The organism is Kineococcus sp. NPDC059986 (assembly GCF_040702905.1).
GTDB lineage: Bacteria > Actinomycetota > Actinomycetes > Actinomycetales > Kineococcaceae > Kineococcus.
This window is the reverse complement of sequence record NZ_JBFBND010000048.1, coordinates 1-20,595: the sequence shown is the minus strand read 5'-3', so window position 1 is coordinate 20,595 and position 20,595 is coordinate 1. Positions and strand designations below refer to the sequence as shown.

General features: G+C 70.6%; 23 protein-coding genes, 1 tRNA gene and 3 pseudogenes. 14 read left to right on the top strand and 13 right to left on the bottom strand.

Annotation, left to right across the window (positions count from 1 at the left end; genetic code table 11):
* Nucleotides 1–68: 68 nt before the first annotated feature.
* From AB0637_RS22935 to AB0637_RS22915, 5 genes are all read right to left on the bottom strand, one after another.
* Nucleotides 69–470: a hypothetical protein gene (locus AB0637_RS22935; protein WP_366175009.1), complete on the bottom strand. Its 402-nt coding sequence runs from the start codon at nt 468–470 to the stop codon at nt 69–71.
* Between the two features lie 45 nt (nt 471–515).
* Nucleotides 516–611: transfer RNA gene (locus AB0637_RS22930), tRNA-Ser, on the bottom strand.
* A gap of 53 nt (nt 612–664) precedes the next feature.
* Entirely contained in the window at nt 665–889 is a 225-nt protein-coding gene (locus AB0637_RS22925; RefSeq protein ID WP_366175008.1) for a helix-turn-helix domain-containing protein, read from the bottom strand.
* A complete protein-coding gene (locus AB0637_RS22920) occupies nt 889–1,950 on the bottom strand; it encodes a DNA adenine methylase (RefSeq protein ID WP_366175007.1) in 1,062 nt (353 codons plus the stop codon). The genes AB0637_RS22925 and AB0637_RS22920 overlap by 1 nt, the downstream gene beginning before the upstream one ends.
* A 127-nt stretch (nt 1,951–2,077) precedes the next feature.
* Entirely contained in the window at nt 2,078–2,785 is a 708-nt protein-coding gene (locus AB0637_RS22915) for a DUF998 domain-containing protein (protein WP_366175006.1), read from the bottom strand.
* An 82-nt stretch (nt 2,786–2,867) separates the two neighbouring features.
* Here AB0637_RS22915 and AB0637_RS22910 point away from each other — a divergent pair, with 82 nt between their 5' ends.
* Together AB0637_RS22910 and AB0637_RS22905 are read left to right on the top strand one after the other, a co-directional pair.
* Nucleotides 2,868–3,509 (top strand): TetR/AcrR family transcriptional regulator, encoded by a 642-nt coding sequence (locus tag AB0637_RS22910; RefSeq protein WP_366175005.1) that lies wholly within the window; start codon nt 2,868–2,870, stop codon nt 3,507–3,509.
* Between the two features lie 64 nt (nt 3,510–3,573).
* Nucleotides 3,574–4,314, top strand: coding sequence for a polyprenol monophosphomannose synthase (locus AB0637_RS22905; protein ID WP_366175004.1), 741 nt, complete (start codon nt 3,574–3,576; stop codon nt 4,312–4,314).
* Nucleotides 4,315–4,540: 226 nt separating this feature from the next.
* Here AB0637_RS22905 and AB0637_RS22900 read toward each other — a convergent pair whose 3' ends face one another.
* Nucleotides 4,541–4,957, bottom strand: a complete 417-nt coding sequence (locus AB0637_RS22900) for a VOC family protein (protein WP_366175003.1) — start codon at nt 4,955–4,957, stop codon at nt 4,541–4,543.
* Between the two features lie 271 nt (nt 4,958–5,228).
* On the opposite strand from AB0637_RS22900, the gene AB0637_RS22895 reads away from it, so the two are divergent.
* The gene (locus AB0637_RS22895) at nt 5,229–6,350 is read left to right on the top strand and encodes an EAL domain-containing protein (RefSeq protein WP_366175002.1); all 1,122 of its coding nucleotides are present in this window, start codon (nt 5,229–5,231) and stop codon (nt 6,348–6,350) included.
* Nucleotides 6,351–6,950: 600 nt separating this feature from the next.
* On the opposite strand, the pseudogene AB0637_RS22890 reads toward AB0637_RS22895, so the two are convergent.
* From AB0637_RS22890 to AB0637_RS22870, 5 genes and pseudogenes are all read right to left on the bottom strand, one after another.
* Nucleotides 6,951–7,307: pseudogene (locus AB0637_RS22890) on the bottom strand (response regulator); the annotation flags it as partial.
* A gap of 4 nt (nt 7,308–7,311) precedes the next feature.
* Nucleotides 7,312–7,818: a chemotaxis protein CheX gene (locus tag AB0637_RS22885; RefSeq protein ID WP_366175001.1), complete on the bottom strand. Its 507-nt coding sequence runs from the start codon at nt 7,816–7,818 to the stop codon at nt 7,312–7,314.
* Entirely contained in the window at nt 7,815–8,198 is a 384-nt protein-coding gene (locus tag AB0637_RS22880; RefSeq protein WP_366175000.1) for a response regulator, read from the bottom strand. Before AB0637_RS22880 ends, AB0637_RS22885 begins: the two co-directional genes overlap by 4 nt.
* A complete protein-coding gene (locus tag AB0637_RS22875) occupies nt 8,195–9,025 on the bottom strand; it encodes a protein-glutamate O-methyltransferase CheR (protein WP_366174999.1) in 831 nt (276 codons plus the stop codon). The genes AB0637_RS22880 and AB0637_RS22875 overlap by 4 nt, the downstream gene beginning before the upstream one ends.
* Before the next feature lies 1 nt (nt 9,026).
* Nucleotides 9,027–10,280 carry a chemotaxis response regulator protein-glutamate methylesterase gene (locus AB0637_RS22870; protein ID WP_366174998.1) on the bottom strand — a complete coding sequence of 418 codons (1,254 nt, stop codon included), beginning with the start codon at nt 10,278–10,280 and terminating at the stop codon, nt 9,027–9,029.
* A gap of 273 nt (nt 10,281–10,553) precedes the next feature.
* Between AB0637_RS22870 and AB0637_RS22865 the strand changes: the two genes are divergently transcribed.
* The 6 genes and pseudogenes from AB0637_RS22865 (at nt 10,554) to AB0637_RS22840 (ending at nt 15,074) form a co-directional block, all read left to right on the top strand.
* On the top strand, nt 10,554–11,351 hold the full coding sequence (locus AB0637_RS22865) for an alpha/beta hydrolase (RefSeq protein WP_366174997.1): 798 nt from the start codon (nt 10,554–10,556) through the stop codon (nt 11,349–11,351).
* A 4-nt stretch (nt 11,352–11,355) separates the two neighbouring features.
* Nucleotides 11,356–12,015: an alpha/beta hydrolase gene (locus tag AB0637_RS22860; RefSeq protein WP_366174996.1), complete on the top strand. Its 660-nt coding sequence runs from the start codon at nt 11,356–11,358 to the stop codon at nt 12,013–12,015.
* Nucleotides 12,012–12,269, top strand: a complete 258-nt coding sequence (locus AB0637_RS22855; RefSeq protein ID WP_366174995.1) for a hypothetical protein — start codon at nt 12,012–12,014, stop codon at nt 12,267–12,269. The genes AB0637_RS22860 and AB0637_RS22855 overlap by 4 nt, the downstream gene beginning before the upstream one ends.
* A gap of 263 nt (nt 12,270–12,532) precedes the next feature.
* Nucleotides 12,533–13,541 (top strand): annotated as a pseudogene (locus tag AB0637_RS22850) (IS30 family transposase); the annotation flags it as partial.
* A 7-nt stretch (nt 13,542–13,548) separates the two neighbouring features.
* Nucleotides 13,549–13,869, top strand: a pseudogene (locus AB0637_RS22845) (integrase core domain-containing protein); the annotation flags it as partial.
* 407 nt (nt 13,870–14,276) lie between these two features.
* Nucleotides 14,277–15,074, top strand: a complete 798-nt coding sequence (locus tag AB0637_RS22840; RefSeq protein ID WP_366174994.1) for a GAF and ANTAR domain-containing protein — start codon at nt 14,277–14,279, stop codon at nt 15,072–15,074.
* 100 nt (nt 15,075–15,174) lie between these two features.
* On the opposite strand, the gene AB0637_RS22835 is transcribed toward AB0637_RS22840, so the two are convergent.
* A complete protein-coding gene (locus tag AB0637_RS22835; protein WP_366174993.1) occupies nt 15,175–15,357 on the bottom strand; it encodes a hypothetical protein in 183 nt (60 codons plus the stop codon).
* 364 nt (nt 15,358–15,721) lie between these two features.
* On the opposite strand from AB0637_RS22835, the gene AB0637_RS22830 reads away from it, so the two are divergent.
* Nucleotides 15,722–15,898 carry a hypothetical protein gene (locus AB0637_RS22830; RefSeq protein ID WP_366174992.1) on the top strand — a complete coding sequence of 59 codons (177 nt, stop codon included), beginning with the start codon at nt 15,722–15,724 and terminating at the stop codon, nt 15,896–15,898.
* Here AB0637_RS22830 and AB0637_RS22825 read toward each other — a convergent pair.
* Nucleotides 15,861–16,814 (bottom strand): DNA-3-methyladenine glycosylase 2 family protein, encoded by a 954-nt coding sequence (locus AB0637_RS22825; RefSeq protein ID WP_366174991.1) that lies wholly within the window; start codon nt 16,812–16,814, stop codon nt 15,861–15,863. The two genes, AB0637_RS22830 and AB0637_RS22825, sit on opposite strands and share 38 nt — an antisense overlap.
* Nucleotides 16,815–17,228: 414 nt before the next feature.
* Between AB0637_RS22825 and AB0637_RS22820 the strand changes: the two genes are divergently transcribed.
* From AB0637_RS22820 to AB0637_RS22805, 4 genes are all read left to right on the top strand, one after another.
* Nucleotides 17,229–18,143 (top strand): SDR family oxidoreductase, encoded by a 915-nt coding sequence (locus AB0637_RS22820; protein ID WP_366174990.1) that lies wholly within the window; start codon nt 17,229–17,231, stop codon nt 18,141–18,143.
* A 170-nt stretch (nt 18,144–18,313) separates the two neighbouring features.
* Nucleotides 18,314–18,916, top strand: coding sequence for a YceI family protein (locus AB0637_RS22815; RefSeq protein ID WP_366174989.1), 603 nt, complete (start codon nt 18,314–18,316; stop codon nt 18,914–18,916).
* 1 nt (nt 18,917) lies between these two features.
* A complete protein-coding gene (locus tag AB0637_RS22810) occupies nt 18,918–19,607 on the top strand; it encodes a hypothetical protein (RefSeq protein WP_366174988.1) in 690 nt (229 codons plus the stop codon).
* A gap of 293 nt (nt 19,608–19,900) precedes the next feature.
* On the top strand, nt 19,901–20,506 hold the full coding sequence (locus tag AB0637_RS22805; RefSeq protein WP_366174987.1) for a DUF1349 domain-containing protein: 606 nt from the start codon (nt 19,901–19,903) through the stop codon (nt 20,504–20,506).
* The last annotated feature ends 89 nt before the right edge of the window (nt 20,507–20,595 follow it).

Genomic DNA, 20,595 nt, shown 5'->3' with positions numbered 1-20,595 from the left:
CGGGACACCCACGCCTCACTCCACGTGGGTGTCCCCATGGATGTCCCCGTGGGTGTCCAGCGAGGCGGTCAGCCCTCCGGGGCCTCGGGCACGTCGGAGGCGTTCGGCGGCCGCATGAGCCCGAGCAGCGGGACGGTCGTCAGCCGCTGCCGCACGAGGGCGGCGGAGACGAGCAGGACGACCAGGCCGAGGAACGCCAGCGGCCAGAAGTTCGTGAGGAACGCGGCCGCGAGCAGCGCCAGCACGACGACGACGGGCACCGCGAGCGGCATCCGGTTGTACCAGCGGGGTTGCAGCACGGCGGCGGCGTACCACCAGGCGACCGCGGCGACGCGCTCGTCGGGGTGCCGCCGGCCCTGCCGGGCGAGGGCGATCGCGTCCTGCCGGTCCTCCCGGGGCAGCGCGTGGAAGGCGCGCAGCGCCGTCTCCCGCCGCTGCGGGGTCAAGTCAGGCCCCACGACCGCGCTCATCGTCCAGCTCCCTGCGTCGTCACGTCCCGGACGGGTGTCCGGCGGTGGCGGAGGGCATGGGATTCGAACCCATGAGGAAGGAGTGGGTACCTCCCTAGCGGTTTTCAAGACCGCCGCCTTCAACCACTCGGCCAGCCCTCCCGACCGCGCCCGGCCACCCGCAGGCGGCGCGCGCGCACGGCACAGTCTGCCAGCTAGGCCGAACCCCTCGACCGGCTTCCCGCCCGCGAGCGCAGCGCCACGCCCTCCCGCAGCAGCAGCTTGCGCACGCGGGTCACGCTGTAGCCGGTGTCGAGCGCGATCTGGGCGATGCTGCGGCCCTGCTCGTACTCCTCGCGCAGGACGCGCTGGGCGAGGAGGCGCTTCTCCTCGGTGAACCACTCGCCGAGCTCGGCGGGCGGCAGCTCCTCCAGACCCATCACGCCTCCTGCAGCGCGGCGACGCGAGCGACCATCGCGTCGAGGCGGTCGCCGTCGCCGGCCAGGACGAGGTGCTCGACGTTGCGCAGCCGCCCGACGGAACCGACCTTCTCCCCCGCCCGGTTGTGGATGCCGATCTTGGCGCCGACGTAGCGGTCGCTCTCGAACGACAGCGTCCGGACGTCCCGCCCACGCGCGCGGCACATCTCGAGCAGCTCCGGCAGCGCGACGTACCCCTCGTCGGAGAAGCTGAGGACGACGGTGTCGGCGCGGACCCGGCGCACCGTCTCGGCGAGGGCGCTCGGCATCGTCCGGCGACCGTTGAACACGCTGCGGCTCACGGCCTCCCGACAGTCGGCGCGCTTGGCGGCCACGCCGTAGGGCTCGGGGCGGTCCCAGCGGACGAGCGTCTCCCAGACGTGGTAGTTCGCGAAGTACCGGTGCTTGTTGTACGGCGGGTCCAGGTAGGCGAGGTCGACGGGCGGCAGGTCGTCGACGACGCGCGCGGCGTCGGCGCGGACCGCGCGGCCCGTCCCCGGGGTCAGGACGGGCGGGCGCAGGTGCAGGTCGCGGCCCGAACGGCGCGACCACCCCTTGAGGTAGGCCATCTGCACCCCGACGGTGGAGTCGACGGCGTCGGCGGCCCGCAGCAGGCTCGTCAGCAGCAGCGGCCGCAGCGGTGAGTCGCCGTAGAGGTCGTCGATCCCCTGCCGGACGGCGTCGATCCGCATCCCGTTGCGGGGCTGGAAGTAGCGCGAGCGTTCGCAGAACACCTCGGTGACGTACCCGCGCACGGGCTCCAGACGCGCGAGCCGGTCGAGCGCCTCGGCCACCTCGGCCGGGTCGACGGTGTCGACGTCCGCCTCGACGTAGCACTGGGCCAGGACCTCGCTGTAGCTGGCGGTGTCGACGGCCGTGACGTGCAGCCCGCGGCGGCACATCTCCTGGGCGACGCGGGTGGTGCCCGTGAAGAGGTCGAGGCCCGTGCGGGCGCCGCTGGCCGCGACGAGCTCACCGAGGACCGGCACCAGCCGTCGTTTGGACCCCAGGTACTTGATCACGCGACCCCCTCCGCAGCAGCCGTCGCCGTCCACGACCCGGCCGATGCTGCCGCACGGGTCCGACACGACCCCCGGAGCGGCCCGTGGACACGCCGGACAGCGGCCAGGCTGTGGGGTCAGGCGGGGGTCAGGCGGGGGTCAGGAGCGGGGTCCGGCGGAACAGGTCGAGGCTCACGAAGGCCAGCCACGTCCAGACGAGCAGCAGCGCGACCCAGAACCCCAGCACGACGGCCGCGACCGAGGAGCCGCTCGCGAGCGCCGCGAAGGCCAGCAGGAAGAGCACCGCGGTGACGACGGACAGGCGCGCGAGGCCGGGCCGGACGGACCGCAGCCGCCGGGCGTGGACGAGGCAGCCGGCGACGAGGGCGAGGAAACCGACGGCGGCGCAGACGATGTGGCCCGTCCCCGACAGGGTCGTCACCGCTCGCGCTCCCGGCGGGAACCCGTCGACGGGGTCGGCCGGGAACACGCCCGCCCCGACGAGCCCGAGGCCGAAGACCACGACGAGCCACGGGCCCCAGGTGCCACCCGGTCGCTCGCCCAGCGTGCGGCACGCGCGCCGCATCCCGACGCCGGCCGCCACGACCATGGCGCCGGTCAACAGGAAGGTGAGGGTCTGCACCCACCCCCACGGCCCGTTGGCCAGCAGGCTGAGGTCGTGGTGGGCGAGCTGGAACCCGTCGCGCGCCAGCGCCTGGGCGAGTCCGCTGACGACGTAGGACGGGCCCGCCAGCAGGCCGTAGCCCAGCAGCGAACGCGTGATCGCGGAGTGGCGGTCGGCGTCGCCGCGCCCGACGAGGGGACTGCCGGACGGGCCGACGTTCTGCTGGGACACGGCGCTCCTCGCGGCTTGGACTGATCAGTACCCGACTGGACTCGACGGTACCGGAGCGCACCCCGCGTGGGAGGGTTTCGCCGTGAGCACCCCGGGCACGCGACCGCGTGGTGGAGAACCCGCGCGCGAGGCGCTGCTGACCGCGGCCACGACCCTGTTCCTGCGGCACGGCTACGCGGCAACGGGCACCGACCTGGTCGCGGCGACGGCGGCCGTCTCGAAGCAGACCCTCTACAACCAGTTCGGCGACAAGGAGTCGCTGTTCCGCGCCGTGGCGGGCGCGGTCACCGCGCGGGCGCAGGGCTTCGCCGCGACCCTGCCCGAGGCCTTCGCGGCCGCGGCCGCGCCCGCGGACGTCGAGGAGGTCCTGCGGGGGATCGCCCGCACCTACCTCCGGACGGTGGCCCGACCCGAGGTCCTCGCCGTCCGGCGCCTCGTCGTCGGTGAAGCGGCGCGCTTCCCGGACGTGGCCCGCGGGTACCACGACGCCGCCGTCGTGGGTACGCTCGCCGCCCTCGGCGCGGGACTGACCGACCTCGCCACCCGCGGCCTCCTGCCGGTCACCGACCCGGCCCAGGCCGCCGAGGACCTCGCGTACGCGCTGCTCGGACCCGTCCTGGACCGCGGCCTGTTCCGCGTCGAGGAGCCGTTGCCGACGCCGGAGGCGCTGGACGCCCGGGCCGACCGCGTGGTCCGGGCCTTCCTCGCGGCCCGTCACGGGTGAGGACGCGGGGTCGAGTGGGGTAGCGTCGGGCGACCTGTCCGCCGATCACCCGAGCGAGTACCCGTTGGCCGAAGCCCTGCGCTGCGTCGTCGTCCTGCCCACGTACGACGAGGCCGACAACATCCTCGGCATGCTCGAGCGGATCCTCTCCTCCGCCGTCGCGCCGGACGTCCTCGTGGTCGACGACTCCTCCCCCGACGGCACGGGCGCCCTCGTCGAACAGGCCGCCGCCCGCCACCCCGAGGGCCGGGTCCGGCTGCTGACGCGCACGACGAAGGACGGCCTCGGCGCCGCCTACCGCGCCGGTTTCGCGCACGCCCTGGCCACCGGTGACCACGACGTCGTCGTGCAGATGGACGCCGACGGCTCCCACCCGGTCGAGGCCCTCGAGCGGATGCTGGCCGAGATCGCCGACGGCGCGGACCTCGTCCTGGGCGCTCGCTACGTGCCCGGCGGCGCCCTCGACGACGCGTGGCCCTGGTACCGCAAGGCGCTCTCGCGCGGCGCGAACGTCTACGCCCGCGTCCTGCTGAACGCCCCCGTCGCCGATCTCACCGGCGGTTTCAAGGCCTGGCGCGCGGACCTGCTGCGCTCCCTGGACCTCTCGCAGCTGACGGCCGCGGGCTACGCCTTCCAGATCCAGACGACGCTCGCGGCGCTGCAGCGGGGGGCGACGGTGCGCGAGGTGCCGATCCTGTTCACCGAGCGCACCCACGGGACGTCGAAGATGTCGAAGGCGATCATCCGCGAGGCGATGGTGTCGGTGCTGCGGATGCGCCGGTACGGCCCCACCGGCCGTCCCTGACGCCCCTCACTCCCCGGCTCTGAGTCACTCATCGGAGCGCCCCGGCGGTTGGGCTCGTTGTCCAGCGCTGTACGCTGGCTAAAGCATCCGGCTCATCCAATGAGCGCGAGGCGTCAACGAGCCCATCGCAGGTCCGCCGTCACCACTGACCCGCTGACGCATCCGGCTCACCCAATGAGCGCGAGGCGTCAACGAGCCCAACCGGGGCGGCGGCGCGCGGCGGGGGTCAGGACACGGCGGGGGTGGCGAGGTTCACCATCCAGTGGATCCCGAAGCGGTCGACGAGCGCGCCGTACTCGTCGCCCCACATCTGCGGCTCCAGCGGCACCTCGACCGTGCCGCCCTCGGCGAGGGCGGTGAAGGCGGGGCGCAGGACGTCGCCGTCGTCGCCGGTGAGGGCGATCGTGACGCTGGACCCGGGGGTGAGGTCCATGCCGGGCGGCACGTCGGACCCCATGAGGATCCAGCCCTGCGACGTCGTCAGCTGCGAGTGCATGACGAGCTCGGGGTCGACGCCGGGCGGAGCGCCGAACTCCCCGAACGTCGTGACGTCGAGGGTGCCGCCCAGGACGTCGCGGTAGAAGCTCATGGCCTCCTTCGCCTGACCGCGGAAGCTGAGGTAGGGCGACAGGTTCGAGGGCACGAGGGCCTCCATGGACGGTCCGACGGAACCGTTCGACCGTAGTGCGACCCCACACCGTGCGACCAGGTCCGACGCCGGCCGAACTGCGGGGAGTGACGACCGGTCACTGTGACCTGTTCGTGATTGTGTCCACTGCACTGTTCTGGGAGGGTCGAGCGGACAGCAGTGTCACGAGCAGGACGCAGCGTTCCCGCGCGGTGCGCCCCTCGGGTCCGTGCGGTCGGTGCACGAAGGAACCACGACAGACGGCACGTCCGCGGGAGGGCCACAGGTGCGAGGTCACGGCCAGGACGACGACGCAGACGCCGTCGCCCAGCTCCTCGACCTGGCCCGGGACATCTTCGGGACCCCGGTCGCGGCGCTGACCCGCCCCACCCGCGCGAGCCCCCACCACGTCGAGCAGACGAGCAGCGTCCTGGACCCGCGGGCCACCGTCCGGCTCCTGGCCGACACCGACCTCGACCGGGCGCCCCTGGCGGTGGACGTCGTCCGACCCGACGGCGTCCCGGGCGGACGCCTCGTCGGCGTCGGCAGCCCCGACGCCGAGGACGACCTGGGGTCTCGCCAGTTCGAGGCGCTGCACGTCGTCGCCGCGCTCGTGGCCGGGGTCCTGCACCACCGCGACCGGCGCCGCGCCGAACGGGACGACCGGCTCGCCTCCCTGGACGCCTTCGTCGCCGGGACCGGCCGCACCACCGTCCTGCAGCCGATCGTCGACCTGCGCACGGGGGCGACGGTCGGGGCGGAGGCCCTGAGCCGCTTCACCGGGCCGGAGGGGTCGCCGCGCCGCCCCGAGCAGGTCTTCAGCGACGCGCGGACGTCCGGCGTCGGCGTCCGGCTGGAGCAGGCGGCGATCGCCTCGGCGCTGCACCTCGTGCGCTCCGTCCCCGCCGGCGCGTACCTGAGCGTCAACGCCTCCGCGGAGGCGTTGCTGGACAGCACCACCCACGCGCTCCTGCTCTCGAGCGTCCCGGACCGGCTCGTCGTCGAGATCACCGAGCACGACCCCGTCGACGACTACGACGCCCTCACCGAGGCGACGACGGCACTGCGCCGGCACGGCGTCCGCATCGCCGTCGACGACGCGGGCGCGGGTTTCGCGAGCCTGCAGCACGTCCTGCACCTGACCCCCGACATCGTCAAGCTCGACATCGCCTTCGTCCGCGGCATCGACGCCGACCCGGCCCGTCGGGCCGTGGCCCGGGCCCTGGTGGGGTTCGCCTCCGAACTCGGCTCGACGATGGTCGCCGAGGGCGTCGAGCGCCCCGACGAGCTGACCGTGCTCGGGGAGCTCGGCGTCGAGTGCGGTCAGGGCTACCTGCTCGGCCGCCCCACCGCCGACCCCGTCTGGGGCGGCGGACCCGCGGCCACCACGATCGTCGTCACCCCCTGAGGCCCCACCACGACGAGGACCCCCCGCCCGGACGGGCGAGGGGTCCTCAGGGTCGTGAACTCAGAACGTGACGATGCTCATCGCACCCTTGCCGTAGCGCGCCACCGAGACCACGAGGTCCAGGCGGCTGCCCGTGCGGGTCGCCCAGTCGGCCACGTCGGGGCGCAGGGCCTCGCCGGGCACGTAGGACGCGTAGAGCTTCAGGTGCGCGGCACCCTCGACGTTGAACAGCGACGCCATGATGTTGAGCACCTCGCGCGAGTTCACGGCGAGGTTCTCGGGCAGCTCCTTGTCGTCGATGGCGTCCTCGCTGGCCCCGGGGGGCAGCAGACCGATCGCGGCACCGGCGTGGGCGGCCAGCGCGAAGTCGAAGACCACGACGGCCTTGGACTTCAGGTGGTCGTCCACGTACAGCCCGACGAGGGAGCCGGGCTTGCCGCCGACGGGCAGCGGACGGCCGTCGGACAGGTCGACGTCGCGGTTCAGCAGGTCCGAGAGCAGGTTGCGGATCGCGAGGTTCGACGGCAACGGGTTGACGTCGAACTTCACCTCGCCCTGCGTCACGGTCGCCTCGGTCGCACCGGAGCCGGCGTCGCCGCCGAGGACCGGGGCGAGCGCCGCGGCGAACGCCTCGGGGGTGAACGGCTTGGCGATGAGGAACAGGGCGCCGGCAGCCGCCGCCTTGTCCCGCATCTCCTCCGAACCCTCCGACGTCACGAACCCGAAGGGGACGTCGATGCCCGAACCACGCAGGTTCTGCAGCATCTCGATGCCGGTGGCCTCGGGCATGTTCCAGTCGGAGAGGACGATGTCCGGGTTCTCCTTGCGGACCGCGTCGAAACCTTCCTTGCCGTTCTCGGCCTGCACCACGTCGACCCAGTCGTACCCGGCCTGGCGCAGGGTACGGATGACGATCTGCCGCATGACGCGGCTGTCGTCGACCACGAGGGCCTTCACGTCGTCATCCCCCCACGTTCTCGGCGGAACCGCCGCCGGCCAGCCACACCTCGAAGGTCAGCCACTGACCCTTCCAGTTGGCGTCCAGCCGGGCCGCGAGGCGGTCGGAGGCGCCGTGCAGGGGAAGGGCGGTGGAGACGACGGGCAGACCCAGCGGACCCGCGTCGGGGACGAGGGCCTTGATGTTGCCGCCGACGATGTTGGCGACCTCACCGAGGGAGTCGTAGACGTCCTCGTCGGTCAGCTCGCCGTCCTCCTGGAGCAGGGACTGCGCCAGGGGCAGACCGAGGGTGCGCTCGACGCTGACGGTGACGATGCCCGGCCGTGCGCCGGAGATCGTGACCGACGCGCAGTAGATGTCGCCCTCGATGTCGTGCTGGTCGAACGACGGCAGCAGGAACTCGGTGTGCGCGAAGTACGACGCCCACATCGCGTCGACGATCTGGCCCAGGGCCTCGTCCTCGACGTAGTCGGTGGGTTCGTCGTAGAACTCCTCGACCAGCTCGGTCATGCCTGGACCCCTTCCGGCAGGAGGCCGAGCAGGGAGAGCTTCTCCTCCAGCGACTCGACCGTGAACGGCTTGATGAGGTACTCGTGCGCGCCGGCGGCGAGAGCGCGGACGATCTGTCCGTGCTCGGCCTCCGTCGTCACCATCATGAGCGTGAGCGCGCGGTACTCGCGGTTCGCCCGGACCTGGGTGACGAACGTGAGACCGTCCATCACCGGCATGTTCCAGTCGACCGTCGCGAGGTCGGGCAGGGGGCCCGCCTCGAGGACCTTGAGCGCCTCGGCGCCGTCGGCCGCCTCGACCGTCTCGTACCCGAGCTTGCGCAGTGCACCTGCGATGATCTTCCGCATGGCGCGGGAGTCATCCACGACCAGAGCCTTCATGCCTGACCTCCGTTCTTGGGACGGTGGACCGAAACCCGTCCGATGAGTTCGCGGTCCCAGTTGTCATCGACGCCCAGCGTCGTTTCTGCACCCCCGAGGAACATGTATCCCCCGGGCTTGAGCACCTTGCGCACGCGGGACAGGATGTCGCGCTTGGTCTCGAGGTCGAAGTAGATGAGGACGTTCCGCAGGAACACCACGTCGAACTGGCCCAGGGCCGCGAACGAGCTCGTGAGGTTCAGCTGCTGGAAGCGCACCATCCGCTTGACGTCGTCGTTCACCTGCCACTGCGTCCCGACGCGCGTGAAGTGCCGCACGAGCATCGGGGCCGGCAGCCCGCGGTTCATCTCCAACTGCGAGTACCGGCCGACCTTGGCCTTCTCCAGCACCTCGGTGGACAGGTCGGTGCCGATGATCTCGGCACGCCACCCCTCGGCGACCAGGCTGTCCTGCAGCGAGATCGCGAGACTGTAGGCCTCCTGGCCGGTGGAGCTGGCCGCGGACCAGATGCGCAGCGACCGGGTGGCCGCGCGCGCCTGCTTCAGGGCCGGGACGACCGACGTCGAGAACGCCGTGAAGGGCGCCCCGTCGCGGAACCACGACGTCTCGTTCGTCGTCAGCGCTTCGACGATGGCGGTCTGCGCGCGGCGGTCGGGACGCAACCGGATGCCGTCGACGTAGGCGGAGACGTCGGTCGCGCCCGCGGCGCGTGCCAACGGCACGAGTCGGGACTCGACGAGGTACTCCTTGCCCTTTTCGAGGACGATCGCACTCTCCTTGCGCACGAGGGTGCAGACCCAGTCGAAGGCTGTGGTCGTGAGTGCCATGTCACCACCTGCCTTGAGAGGGACGGGCCGCGGGGGCGGCCGGACGGAACGCCGGCGGACGGGCCGGCGGGAGGGAACTGGTGCGGGTGGTGCTGGGGGTCGTGCTGGGGGTGGAACTGGTGGTGGTCCGCGGTGCTGATCCCGGCGGGGAGGCCGCCGCACCGAACGCGGGCCGGGCCGAGGAGCCGAGCCGGCGCTGGATCGCGTCGGCGATCGACCCCAGGGGGAGGACCTCGTCCGCGATGCCCTCGCGGGTCACGGCTCCGGGCATGCCCCAGACCACCGAGGTGGCCTCGTCCTGAGCCAGGACCTGGCCACCGGCCGCAGCCACGGCCTTGCAGCCGAGCTTCCCGTCCGACCCCATGCCCGTGAGGATCACGGCCAGGAGTTCACCGCCGTAGGCGGCGACCGCCGAACGCACCATCACGTCGACGGCGGGTCTGCAGAAGTTCTCGGCAGGTCCCTGGTTCAACTTGATCGCCATCGACGGGCCCCGGCGGACGACCTCCATGTGGAAGTCGCCGGGGGCCACGTAGACGGTGCCCGCCACGACGGCCTCGCCGTCGGTGGCCTCGACGACCCGCAGCGCGGAGGACTTGTCGAGGCGCTGGGCGTACAGCCGGGTGAAGACGGGCGGCATGTGCTGGGTGACGAGGACCGGCACCCCGAGCCCGGCCGGCAACTTGGCCAGGACCGACGACAACGCCTCGGGCCCGCCCGTGGACGAACCGATGACGAGGGCGCGGGGGGACTTGACGGCACCCGTGCGGGTCCTCGTCGTGACGGGGGTCGCGGGCCGGGCCGCGGCCGGAGCCGCGACGACCGGGGCGGCGGCGGCCGCCAGACCCGGGACCAGCGCCTTGATCTTGGGGATGAGCTGCTCGCGGACGGAGTCCATCGACTCCTGGACCGACCCGACGTTCGCCGGTTTGGTCACGTAGTCGGACGCACCCGAGGACAGGGCCTCGAGGGTCGCGCTCGCGCCGCGCTCGGTGAGCGTGGAGAACATGATGACCGGGAGCTTCCGGTCGATCTTGCGGATCTCCTTGATCGCCTCGAGGCCGTCCATGACGGGCATCTCGATGTCGAGGGTCACCACGTCGGGCTGGAGTTGGACGATCTTGTCCAGCGCGATCTTGCCGTTGGGGGCCGTTCCGACGACCTCGATGGCCGGGTCGGAGGCCAGCACATCGGTCACGAGCCGGCGGACGACGACCGAGTCGTCCACCGTGAGCACCTTGATGCGTCTGCCCACGCCGCACCTGACCTTCCTCGCCGCCGGCGCACCGCGCCGTGGAACACCACCCGGGAGCGGGTGGCTCCCTGTTCATCGGCTCCGGACCCGGAACCCTGAACCCGCACCCGGACCGGTGTGCGCGCGATGTCACCGTCAGCTCGATCGTCGTCACCATCCGTACCTGACCACTGTGTCGCGAGGGACGGACGGGCGTCGACCGGACCCGCGTCGCCCGCTCACCGACGGGCCCCCTCCAGCTCGGACCCAGGGGCGACCGGGAGGATGGGCCCGGTGCGCCGCCTGACCCCCGAGGACATGCCCAGCGGACTCACCGTCCGCATCGACCGGGTCCGCCGCGGCGGCCTCTGGTTGCGCACGTGGACGATGTGGGTCGCCGAGACCGAGGACGTCCTGCCCGAGCACCGGCACGACGTCGTCCTGGTCCACGGCCTCGGGGTCTCCTCCGCCTACTTCCAGCGGCTGGCCGTGGTGCTCGCCCGTTCCGGCACGGTCCACCTCGTCGAGCTGCCCGGCTTCGCCGGCATCCCCCACCCCGACCGGCCGCTGTCGACGCAGGAGATGGGTGCCCTGGTGGCGGAGTGGATCCGCGACCAGCACCTGACGTCCGTGCTGCTCGTGGGGCACTCGATGGGCGCGCAGGTCGTGACGGAGGCCGCCCTGGTCGACCCCGGCGCCGTCGCGCACGTCGCGCTCATCGGGCCGCCGGTCAACCTGCAGGAGCGGTCGGTGCCCCGACAGGGGCTGCGGCTGCTGCAGTCGGCCGTCTTCGAACCGGCTGCGGTGCGGCGGATGTCGCTCGAGGGGTACGCCCGCTGCGGGTGGCGCTGGTTCGCCCACACCCTGCCGTCGATGATGACCTACCCCATCGAGGACCGGATCCGGGAGCTGGACGTGCCCGTGCTCGTCCTGCGCGGCCGCCACGACGCCGTCGCCCCCGCCCGGTGGGTCCGGATGCTCGCCGAGCGCGCGCCCCAGGGCCGCTGGGCGGAGGTCCCCGGCGCCCACTCCGTCGTGTTCGACCACGCGCGCGAGGTCGTGGCCGAGCTCGCCGCGCTGGTGCGGCGGTGACCGCGTGGACCTGAGCGCCCGGCTCGCCGACTACGCCTGGCTCGTCCGCGCCCAGCTCCGTCCGGGCCGCCCCGACTGGACGGGCGGTGCGGGCTGCCCCGTCGTCCTCGTCCCCGGGATCTGGGAGACGTGGCACGTGCTGCGCGACCTCGGCGACGCCCTGCACCGGGCGGGCCACCCCGTCCACGTGCTGCCGGGCCTGGGCACCAACTCCGCCGAACTCGCGGTCGGCGCGGAGGTGTTGCGGCGCACCGTCGTCGGGCTGGACCTGCACGGGGCCGTCGTCGTCGCGCACTCCAAGGGCGGCCTCATCGCCAAGACGGCCCTGTCCCTGCCGGACGTGGCCGCGCGGGTCGTCGGGCTCGTCGCCGTCGCCACCCCGTTCGAGGGGTCGCGGTACGCGACGTGGTTCCCCGCCCGGTCCGTGCGGCGCCTGTCCCCCCGCGACCCCGCGATCCGGAGGCTGGCCGCGGACCTCACGGCCCACCCCCGGATCGTCGCGGTCCGGCCCCGGTACGACCCGCACGTCCCGCGGGCCGCGAGCGCCCCGCCGCTGTCCGGCGCGGTCGAGGTGGAGATCCCCCTCGACGGCCACTTCCGGCTCCTCGGCGACCCGCGGCTGCACGAGGCCGTCGTGCACGCCGTCGAGGGGCTGGCCGCGTGACGAAGCGGTCCGCGTGGCGCTCCCTGCCCGCACCCGTCCGGTTGCTGCTGTTCAGCCAGTTCGCCTTCAACACCGGCTTCTACCTCGTCGTGCCGTTCCTGGCCGTGCACCTCTCGAGCGGGCTGGGCATGGCGGGCTGGGTCGTCGGGCAGCGAGGCGGCGCTGGCGCGCCGCCTCGTGCCGCCACGCTGGCGCGTGGCCGGTGCACCGTATGGCCGCTGGCGCGGCCTGGAGTTTCGTATATCGTTGCGTAGCAACGACTCTCCCTCGCTGGCGCTCGCTCGAACCGTTGGTGAGTTCCAGAGTTTCGAGGTACCCGGACTGGCCTAGCGTGCCCATCACCCGACCACCACCGAACCCCCTCACCTCATCCGGTTGTCGCCCAGGCGAGGTGCCGCGCTGGCGCGCGACACACTTCCCCCAACATCTGCCTTGGTCGTCTCGGACGGCGACACTTCCCCGTCTGTGGGCGTACCAAGCACGTCACCGACAGCCGGTGGAGAGTTTCCTCGTCCACGCCGGCGTGGCGCAGTGGAAGGCGCAGGAGGCCGCGAAACGTCCCAAGACTGCCAAGCTCGTCGGCAACGATCAGCTGCGCGACTACGTACAGGACCGGTTGGCAGGGAAAGTCCGCCGCTCCGATGGCACCGCCGTCTTGGGTCCAACGCCGCCGACGTGGAAGGGGCTGAACAAGCCCCTTCGTCAGGACCGGCGCTGGGCGACGGCGTGGAGCCCGCAGCAGATCTCCCACCGCCTGCGGGTCGACTTCCCCGATGATGAGTCCATGCGCGTCAGTCATGAGGCGATCTACCAGTCGTTGTTTCATCCAGGGGCGCGGTGCGCTGAAGCGCGAGCTCGTGACATGTCTGCGTACCGGTCGGGCGCTGCGTGAACCGCGGGCGAGGTCGCGGAACAAGGCGCAGGGTCATGTGACGTCCGACGTGGTGCTCAGCCAGCGACCGGCTGAGGCCGCCGATCGTGCCGTTCCGGGGCACTGGGAAGGTGATCTGATCATCGGAACTGGGCGTTCTGCGATCGGGACGCTGGTCGAACGTAGTAGCCGCTGCACGCTGTTGGTGCACCTGCCCCGGTTGGAGGGATGGGGTTAGGTTCCACCGGTGAAGAACGGGCCCTCGCTCGGTGGTTACGGAGCTGTGGCGATGAACGCTGCACTGACCGCATCGATCTCCCGACTGCCCGAGCAGCTACGTCAGACGCTCACCTGGGACCGGGGGAAAGAGTTGTCCGGGCACGCGTTGTTGACGCTGGAGACCGGGACGAGGGTGTTCTTCGCTGACCCGAATTCGCCGTGGCAGCGGCCGAGTAACGAGAACACCAACGGGCTGCTGCGGCAGTACTTCCCCAAGGGCACCGACCTGTCGCGATGGTCGGCTGAAGACCTCGAGGCTGTTGCTCTTGCGGTCAATGGCCGCCCCCGGAAGGTTCTTGGTTGGAAGACTCCTGCTGAGGTGTTCGAGGAGCAGCTACGATCGCTGCATCAGTCCGGTGTTGCGACGACCGATTGAATCCGCCCAATACGTTTCGCTGGCGCTGACGGAGCGCCTGGCCGCTTTGGGGGCACGCGCCTCGATCGGGACGGTCGCGGACGCTTACGACAACGCCCTCGCTGAATCCACGATCGGGTTGTTCAAGACCGAGCTGATCCGTCGGCGCGGGCCTTGGCGCACCTTGGACGACGTCGAGATCGCCACCTTGGAGTGGGTCGATTGGTTCAACAACCGCCGCCTACACACCGAGCTCGGCGACGTCCCGCCCGCCGAGCACGAGACCAACCACTACCGTCAGAACCACACGTCGAGGACACTGGAAACCGGAGAACCGAGCCTCCACTGAAGCCGGGGCGGTTCAACCTACTCGAAGATCTCACGGAGAACGCTGCCCGCGAACTGGTCAGGCGCCTGCACAACGACCCATCCAGGCAGACCCACCCCCCGCAGCCCTGATCTGCACTGCTCGAGATCCCTTTCCAGGATCTCGAATGCTCTGAACCCGGTGATTCAACGTCGAGCATCTCGTCAGGGACCCCCATGGCCAAGGCCAACGGGGCTGAGCGAGACCAAGTTCGTCGAACCGTCACCTCCCTGGCCTTCTCTGTCAGCCGTCGGGTGTTCCCTGATGAGCCGAACAGGACAGCTCCTCATCGGGAGGCGAAACCTGCGACGGTGTGATTGCCTACTGCTCCGGGTGCAGCAGCCGCCCGTCCCACGCACCTCGAAAGCTGCCCCCTTGAGCGACCTCACGTGAACATCGTCGAAGACTTCCGCGCCACCTGGATCTTCGAAGCCGCCCACCACCACCTGGACCTGCTCCCCACCGTCCTGGCCCGAGCCATCACCCAGGTCCTGCCCGTGGACGCCGCCGGCATCAGCCTCTGCGGAGCACAACAGCGCGTCCCCCTCGGCGCCAGCACCTCCGAGGCCGTCGCCGCCGAACAGCTGCAGTTCACCCTCGGTGAAGGCCCCTGCTTCATCGCCTACGACACCGGTGAACTGGTCATCGTCGACGAAGCCGCCCTGCGCCGACGCTGGCCCGCCCTACACGACCTCCTGCGCCAGCACAGCCCCTACCGCTCCATCGTCGCCCTTCCCTTGGGCCACGGCGCCCACCTCAACGGCGCCCTCGACCTCTACTCCACCCGACCCCACCCCGACACCGGGCTGGACCTGTGCTCCGCGCAGACCGTCGCCGCCCTCGCCCACCACGCGCTGACCTACCTGTGGTCAGCCACCGACCTTGATCTCGGCTCCGCCGTCGAGGTCGAACCGGCCCAGATGGCATCACCTACAGACGGCGCCAGGCCATCCCTGGACCCCGTCCATCCGCGGGCGTGGCTGAACAGCGCCGCCGTCCGCGCCCGCCAGGAGATCTGGATCGCCGTCGGCATCTGCAACGCCGTCCTGCACCTGGACACCTCCGACGCCTTCGCCCTGCTCCGCGCCCACGCCTACACCCAGGAGAAGACGCTGGAGGAGACCGCCGCCGACGTCGTCACCGGCCGCACCCCGGCGCAGTCCCTGACTGAAGCTAATGACCACTGATTCCGGTGATCACGACCGCGACGGCTCTGCCGCGGGCAGAGCCGAGCGTCTCGCCCACGTAGGTCGGCGTACTCGACAACTCCAAGAGCAAGCCCAAGCCCTAATCGACGCGGCACCCCGGCTGGCGGGTGAGGTCGCCGCCGTCGAAAGCAAGGTGGCCCAGACGTATCGAGAGCTCGCGGTCACTGCTGAGCAGCAGGGCCGACATGAGGACGTCGCCCGCCTCAGTGCCCGCGCCGAGCACGCCCAGCGCTTCACCCGAGCCGAGACGGACCAAGCCCACCGCTGACTCCACTGCTGCGGATGCGAAACGGCTCACACCGATTCGTGCTCAGACCGACTTCACGGTCTTCCCGCGTTGTGCGCGCCGCTAGGGAGCGCATGCTCAAGACTCGGCTTCTCGGCCAAGAGGCCGGGGACGAGTCAGGTCAGCCACCCATCGGGTAAGCACCCGCTCACCTCGGACGATCGAGATGGGCAGCTCACACGCCTCCGCCGGCGGGCGCGGGCGGAAGACGACCCCGTACTCCCACCCGTCGTGGCTTGTGGCCGGGGCCGGTCGGAAAGTAGGCGTGCTGGTCGACGGTGAGCTGGTGCTCCACGTCGAGCGAAGCGGCAAGACGCTGCTGTCCTAAACCGAGGACGAGGTGGCCCTCGAGGGGGTCGCCACCGCGCTGTCCAACGCGGTCGCGGACGGGGCGCTGGGCCGGACGGTGGTGCAGGAGACCGACGGCGCCTCGGTGCACGCACCGACCCGGCTGTCGGCCGCGCTGCAGGCGGCCGAGTTCAGCGTGACCCTCCGCGGGCTGCGGCTGCGAGGGTGACCCTGGCCCCGCGGGCGATCTCGCCGGTGGTGGCCTCGCGGTCGACGCGGAGCAGCACGGCGACCCAGGTCCGGTACGGGGCCCAGGCGCGGGCCACGGAGGCCAGCTCCTCGACGTCGGCCCCGGGCAGGTCGTACAGCTGCCGCATCGAGTCGTGCAGGCGCGCCTCGTTGGTCGGGAACCGGTCCGGGTGGCCCGCACCCCGCACGACCACGAGCTCGGCGGAGAAGGGCCCGATCCCCGCCAGCAGGCTGACGTCGGCGACCGCCTCCTCCGCAGACATCGCGCGCAACCGGGCGCCGTCGAGCCGCCCGTCGAGGGCAGCCTCGGCGAGGCCGCGCAGCCGTTCCCGCTTCACGTCGGGCAGCGGGAGCTCCCCGGCCACCTCGTGCAGCACCGCGGCGGACGGGAACGCCGCCACCGGACGGCCGGCGACCTCGGCGGTCTCCCCCCAACGGGCCCGGATGCCCGCGACGATCCCGGCGGCCTGGGTGATCCGCAGCCGCTGCGTGACCACGGCCCAGCAGGCCGCCTCGTAGGGCGAGTAGAAACCGACCGGTCGCAGTCCGGGGTAGGAGGCGACGAGCCGACCGACGACGGGGTCCCGGTCGGCCACGGCGGGGAAGCCGGTGCCGTCCACGTCCAGGGACAGGACGCGAGCCAGGTGGTCGGCGAACCCCGGCGGCTCGGCCCCCACGACGTCGGCGTGGACCACGCCGTCGGCGGACTGGGTGAGCGCGGCACCAGTCGTCGCGCCGCGGCCGTCGGGCGCGAACGCCAACCGGAGCGGGCCCTCCTCGACCGTCCGACCCGCGGGAGCGAAACCGTCCAGGAAGCGCCTGCCGGCGGCGAGCGAGAACGGTCCGCGGGGGGTCAGGTTCAGCACGGTGACAGGTTTACCCCACCGCTGCGACATCCCGGCCCGCCCGGCCACTCCTTGACAGGTCAGATCACCGGTCCTGCCGCCCGTCCAGACGCCGGCGCTGCCCGCTCAGGCGGGATCGACCTCGAGAACTCACCATTGCTCAGAACGGCCTCGAGATCGCCACTCCAATCCTCAGGTCTTGCCTGTGGCAATCGTCACAGGAGACTTCTCTTGCGTGATTCCGTCAGTTCTGGGCAATCCAGTGCGTCTCGAACTCACAGAAACAAACAGGTCTCGAGCGGGTTATGCTCAGATCGTTCACCTCATGGTGAAGTGGTCGCTCGACACGAGCGGTCCGGGGCTGGAAACCCACGCCCCTGACTCGTGTCCCCGTCTCCTCGTGCGCCGTCGGCGAGGTGCTCGCTCTCGCGAACCAGGGTCTGTCCCCTCCTGGAGAGAACCACCATGACCGAGGCGAAGTTGCCCACAGCCACGCCCCCCACATCAGGCACCCCCGCGACAGCTCGCGCGACGGTCGACGCGCAGGAGCCCGCGGGCGAAGAGACCACTACCGTGGTGGAGACCAGCTCTCGACCACGCCCGTTGCTCGACAAGACGATGATCGTGACCGGTGGCGGTCGTGGTCTCGGCGCCGCCATCAGCACAGCCCTCGTGGACGCCGGGGCGTCCGTGGTCATCACCGGCCGCGACGAGACGTCGCTGCAAACCCACACCGATCTACTGGGACCCTCCTGCACCTACCTGGTGGGTGACCTGACCGAAGCGGACGCTGCGACGGTCCTGGTTCGCGAGGTGCTGCAGCGACACGGCCGCCTCGACGGCCTGGTCAACAACGCCGGGACCGCACCGTTCCACCCCGTGCAGCACCTGCAGGCGTCCACGATCGATCACGTCCTGGCCTTGGACGTACGCGCTCCACTGCTCCTGACCGCGGCAGCTGCACCGCACCTGCAGCCAGGCGCCAGCATCGTCAACATCTCCTCGGCGATGGCGGCCGTGGGCCAGCCGACGACCAGCCTGTACGCCGCCGCGAAGGGTGCACTGGATGCCGCCACCCGAGCCCTGGCAGCAGAGCTGGGAACTCGAGGTGTGCGGGTCAACGCGATCCGCCCCGGACTGACTCGCACTGATGCCAGTGCCTTCGCCTTCAACGACCAGACCGGTATGGAGCGCTTTCTCCGCACCATCCCCCTCGGGCGGGCCGCGACCAGCGAAGAGGCCGCCGCACTGGTGCTGTTCCTGCTCAGTGATGCGGCCTCGTTCATCACCGCTCAGATCATCGCGGTCGACGGTGGCTACACGGCCACGGACCTCTCGGTCCTGGGAGCACACGGACTCTTCAGCCCGGCGGTCTCCTGAGTACCCCCAGCGCAGGCAACAGATGGCCTGAGACGACGCTCACCGCGTGAACCGCCCTCGCCCGACGGTGAATCCTCGAGACGAACCCGAGGAACAACCCCGAAGAGACGTCGCCCGTGGAACACGCAACCTGCTCTCGACAACCGAACTGGACCCGGAGACCGAAACCCATGGCACAAGCACCCAGCAAGTACGTGACGGGGACCTGGATCATCGATCCACAACACAGCACGGTGAAGTTCTCGATCCGCCACTTGATCACCAAGAAGGTGCCAGGCGTCTTCACCGAGTTCGACGGCCGGATCGTGACCCGTCCCGACGTCACCACCTCCTCCGTCCAGGCAAGCATCCAGGTGCGCTCGATGGACACCTTCGACGCCCGACGTGATGACGGAACCCGGTCCAAGGACCCCTTCGACGCGGAGAACCACCCGGCGATCACCTTCACCTCGACCGCCATCACACCGAACGCCAACACGCCGAGCAACGACGTTCGAATCCACGGCTCCCTCACCATGCGCGGCGTCACCCACCCCGTCGTGCTGGAGGTGACACAGGTCCGGTTCGAGCGCGACGCCGAAGGACGCCACGACGTCCGGTTCCGTGCGACCGGGCAGGTGAATCGTCAGGACTTCGGAGTCCGCTTCGGCGTTCCGCTCGATCGACAGGGCGTCTTGGCGGGCAACCGGGTCGACATCGAGCTCGGGGTCACTGCTCGTCTGCTCGACGACCAGGGCGATGAGTTCCTGTCGGGCAGAGCCGGAGGTGCCTGACATGGACGACGTCGACGTCGTTGAGTTTCCCTTCGTCGTCCTGGTCGGTGCAGACGCCGACCCAGGCGATGCAGGGGACAGGTGGACCGGCCTCGTGACGTCCACCGAGGCGCTCGCACGGCCGCGACCAGGGTACGGCGGCGGGATCTGGCTGGCGCAGGGCCAGGTGCTCGGTCCGCCCCCAGCCCCTGACACCGAACTCCTCATGGGGTTCTTCTTCTGGCGCAGCAGCAGCGACGCCGAAGCTTTCGCCGCGGAGCTGAGCCGGACGCAACCCGGTGACGAGTTCGTCGACGACATCGTCGTCGACGAAGGGATCTACCGGTTCGCCGCCGCGATGACTGCGAGTCCGGACGACGTGACCGGACTCGACCCGTCGAGCGCTCGGTCCGACCTGGCGAACGAGATCATCCGGCTGACACCCGTCAGCGGTAGACAAGGGTGGGTCGGCGAGTACAACGAGAGCGAAACGCGCGACCACATCAGGCATCTCGACGGCTTCGTCTCGGCGCGCTTCTTCCGCGACCTCCGCAGCGAGCGAATCGTCGAGCACGTGCAGTGGCGCTCGGCCGCTGACTTGACCGCGGCGTTCGACGACGCACGCTTCGCCGAGCACCTGAGCGTGAACAGTCACTACTCAACCGGCGAGGCTGTCCTCTTCGGAGAACGACTGGCCGACGACGCCGTGTGATCGTCACCGCCCGCGTGGCGCCCGCACTTCACGGCGCGAACCTCGCCTGAATATGTCGCGACGTTGCCTTCCCAGGGGTGGGACCTGGATTCCACGCACTGTGCACGATCTCGCAGAACTGGTGCTCTCAGGGCCGACAGATCGTTTCGGAGGCCGACCTCACGACACAGGCCTTGACGGCCTGACGGCACGAAGCATCACGCGGCGAACGTCGTACACCACTTCTCAAGACTTGACCCCTGCAGTTGCTCACAACGCTACCAACGAAGGCCCACTTTCGTTAGGCTGCCGTCATGCGCATTCCCTCTCTTCCGTTCGACCTCCTCGCATCGGAGGGGTCAGTCTGGACTGCCACGTCTGCAGGTATTGAAGGAGCCGCCCCCGCAGGGACGGACCTCTTCGTCGACCCCAGTGGGGACAGTGGTGTCGCCGCGGAGACTTTGCTCAACGCCCACACCCTTCTGGGGACTCCACCAGAGGGTGACTTCACTCTCGCTGCCGAAGTGACGCCCGATTTTCGGGCGACGTTCGACGCAGGGGTTCTGCTCGCATGGGTTGACGACACCAACTGGGCGAAGCTGTGCTTCGAGCGTTCTCCGGCGGGAGCGGTGATGATCGTCTCGGTCGTCACAAGAGGGGTTTCGGATGACGCCAATGGGTTCATCGTGGATGCTCCCGAAGCGCGGCTTCGTCTTGCGCGGGTGGGAAAGGTTCTAGCTTTCCACGCGCACGACGGGGCTGATTGGCGTTTCGTCCGCGCATTTACGCTACCGCGAGTGGCGACCGAGTTGTCGGTGGGCTTTGAGGTGCAGAGCCCGACCGGGGACGGATGCCGAGCCTCCTTCGCCAACATCGCGTTCGAACGTCGAACGGTCGTCGACTTGCGCAACGGTGACTAGTGTCGTGAGTCGATGATTCGTTGGCAGTAGTCGCCGAGCGACTCCAGGATCTGCTCGGCGGTCTTGACCCAGACGTAGGGACGAGGGTT

Bases quoted from the DNA above. Each gene is read 5' to 3' on its own strand.
- AB0637_RS22935 (WP_366175009.1), bottom strand. From the start codon at position 470: ATGAGCGCGGTCGTGGGGCCTGACTTGACCCCGCAGCGGCGGGAGACG.
- AB0637_RS22925 (WP_366175008.1), bottom strand. From the start codon at position 889: ATGGGTCTGGAGGAGCTGCCGCCCGCCGAGCTCGGCGAGTGGTTCACC.
- AB0637_RS22885 (WP_366175001.1), bottom strand. From the start codon at position 7,818: ATGACCGAGCTGGTCGAGGAGTTCTACGACGAACCCACCGACTACGTC.
- AB0637_RS22880 (WP_366175000.1), bottom strand. From the start codon at position 8,198: ATGAAGGCTCTGGTCGTGGATGACTCCCGCGCCATGCGGAAGATCATC.
- AB0637_RS22875 (WP_366174999.1), bottom strand. From the start codon at position 9,025: ATGGCACTCACGACCACAGCCTTCGACTGGGTCTGCACCCTCGTGCGC.
- AB0637_RS22825 (WP_366174991.1), bottom strand. From the start codon at position 16,814: ATGTCGCAGCGGTGGGGTAAACCTGTCACCGTGCTGAACCTGACCCCC.
- AB0637_RS22820 (WP_366174990.1), top strand. From the start codon at position 17,229: ATGACCGAGGCGAAGTTGCCCACAGCCACGCCCCCCACATCAGGCACC.
- AB0637_RS22815 (WP_366174989.1), top strand. From the start codon at position 18,314: ATGGCACAAGCACCCAGCAAGTACGTGACGGGGACCTGGATCATCGAT.
- AB0637_RS22810 (WP_366174988.1), top strand. From the start codon at position 18,918: ATGGACGACGTCGACGTCGTTGAGTTTCCCTTCGTCGTCCTGGTCGGT.
- AB0637_RS22805 (WP_366174987.1), top strand. From the start codon at position 19,901: ATGCGCATTCCCTCTCTTCCGTTCGACCTCCTCGCATCGGAGGGGTCA.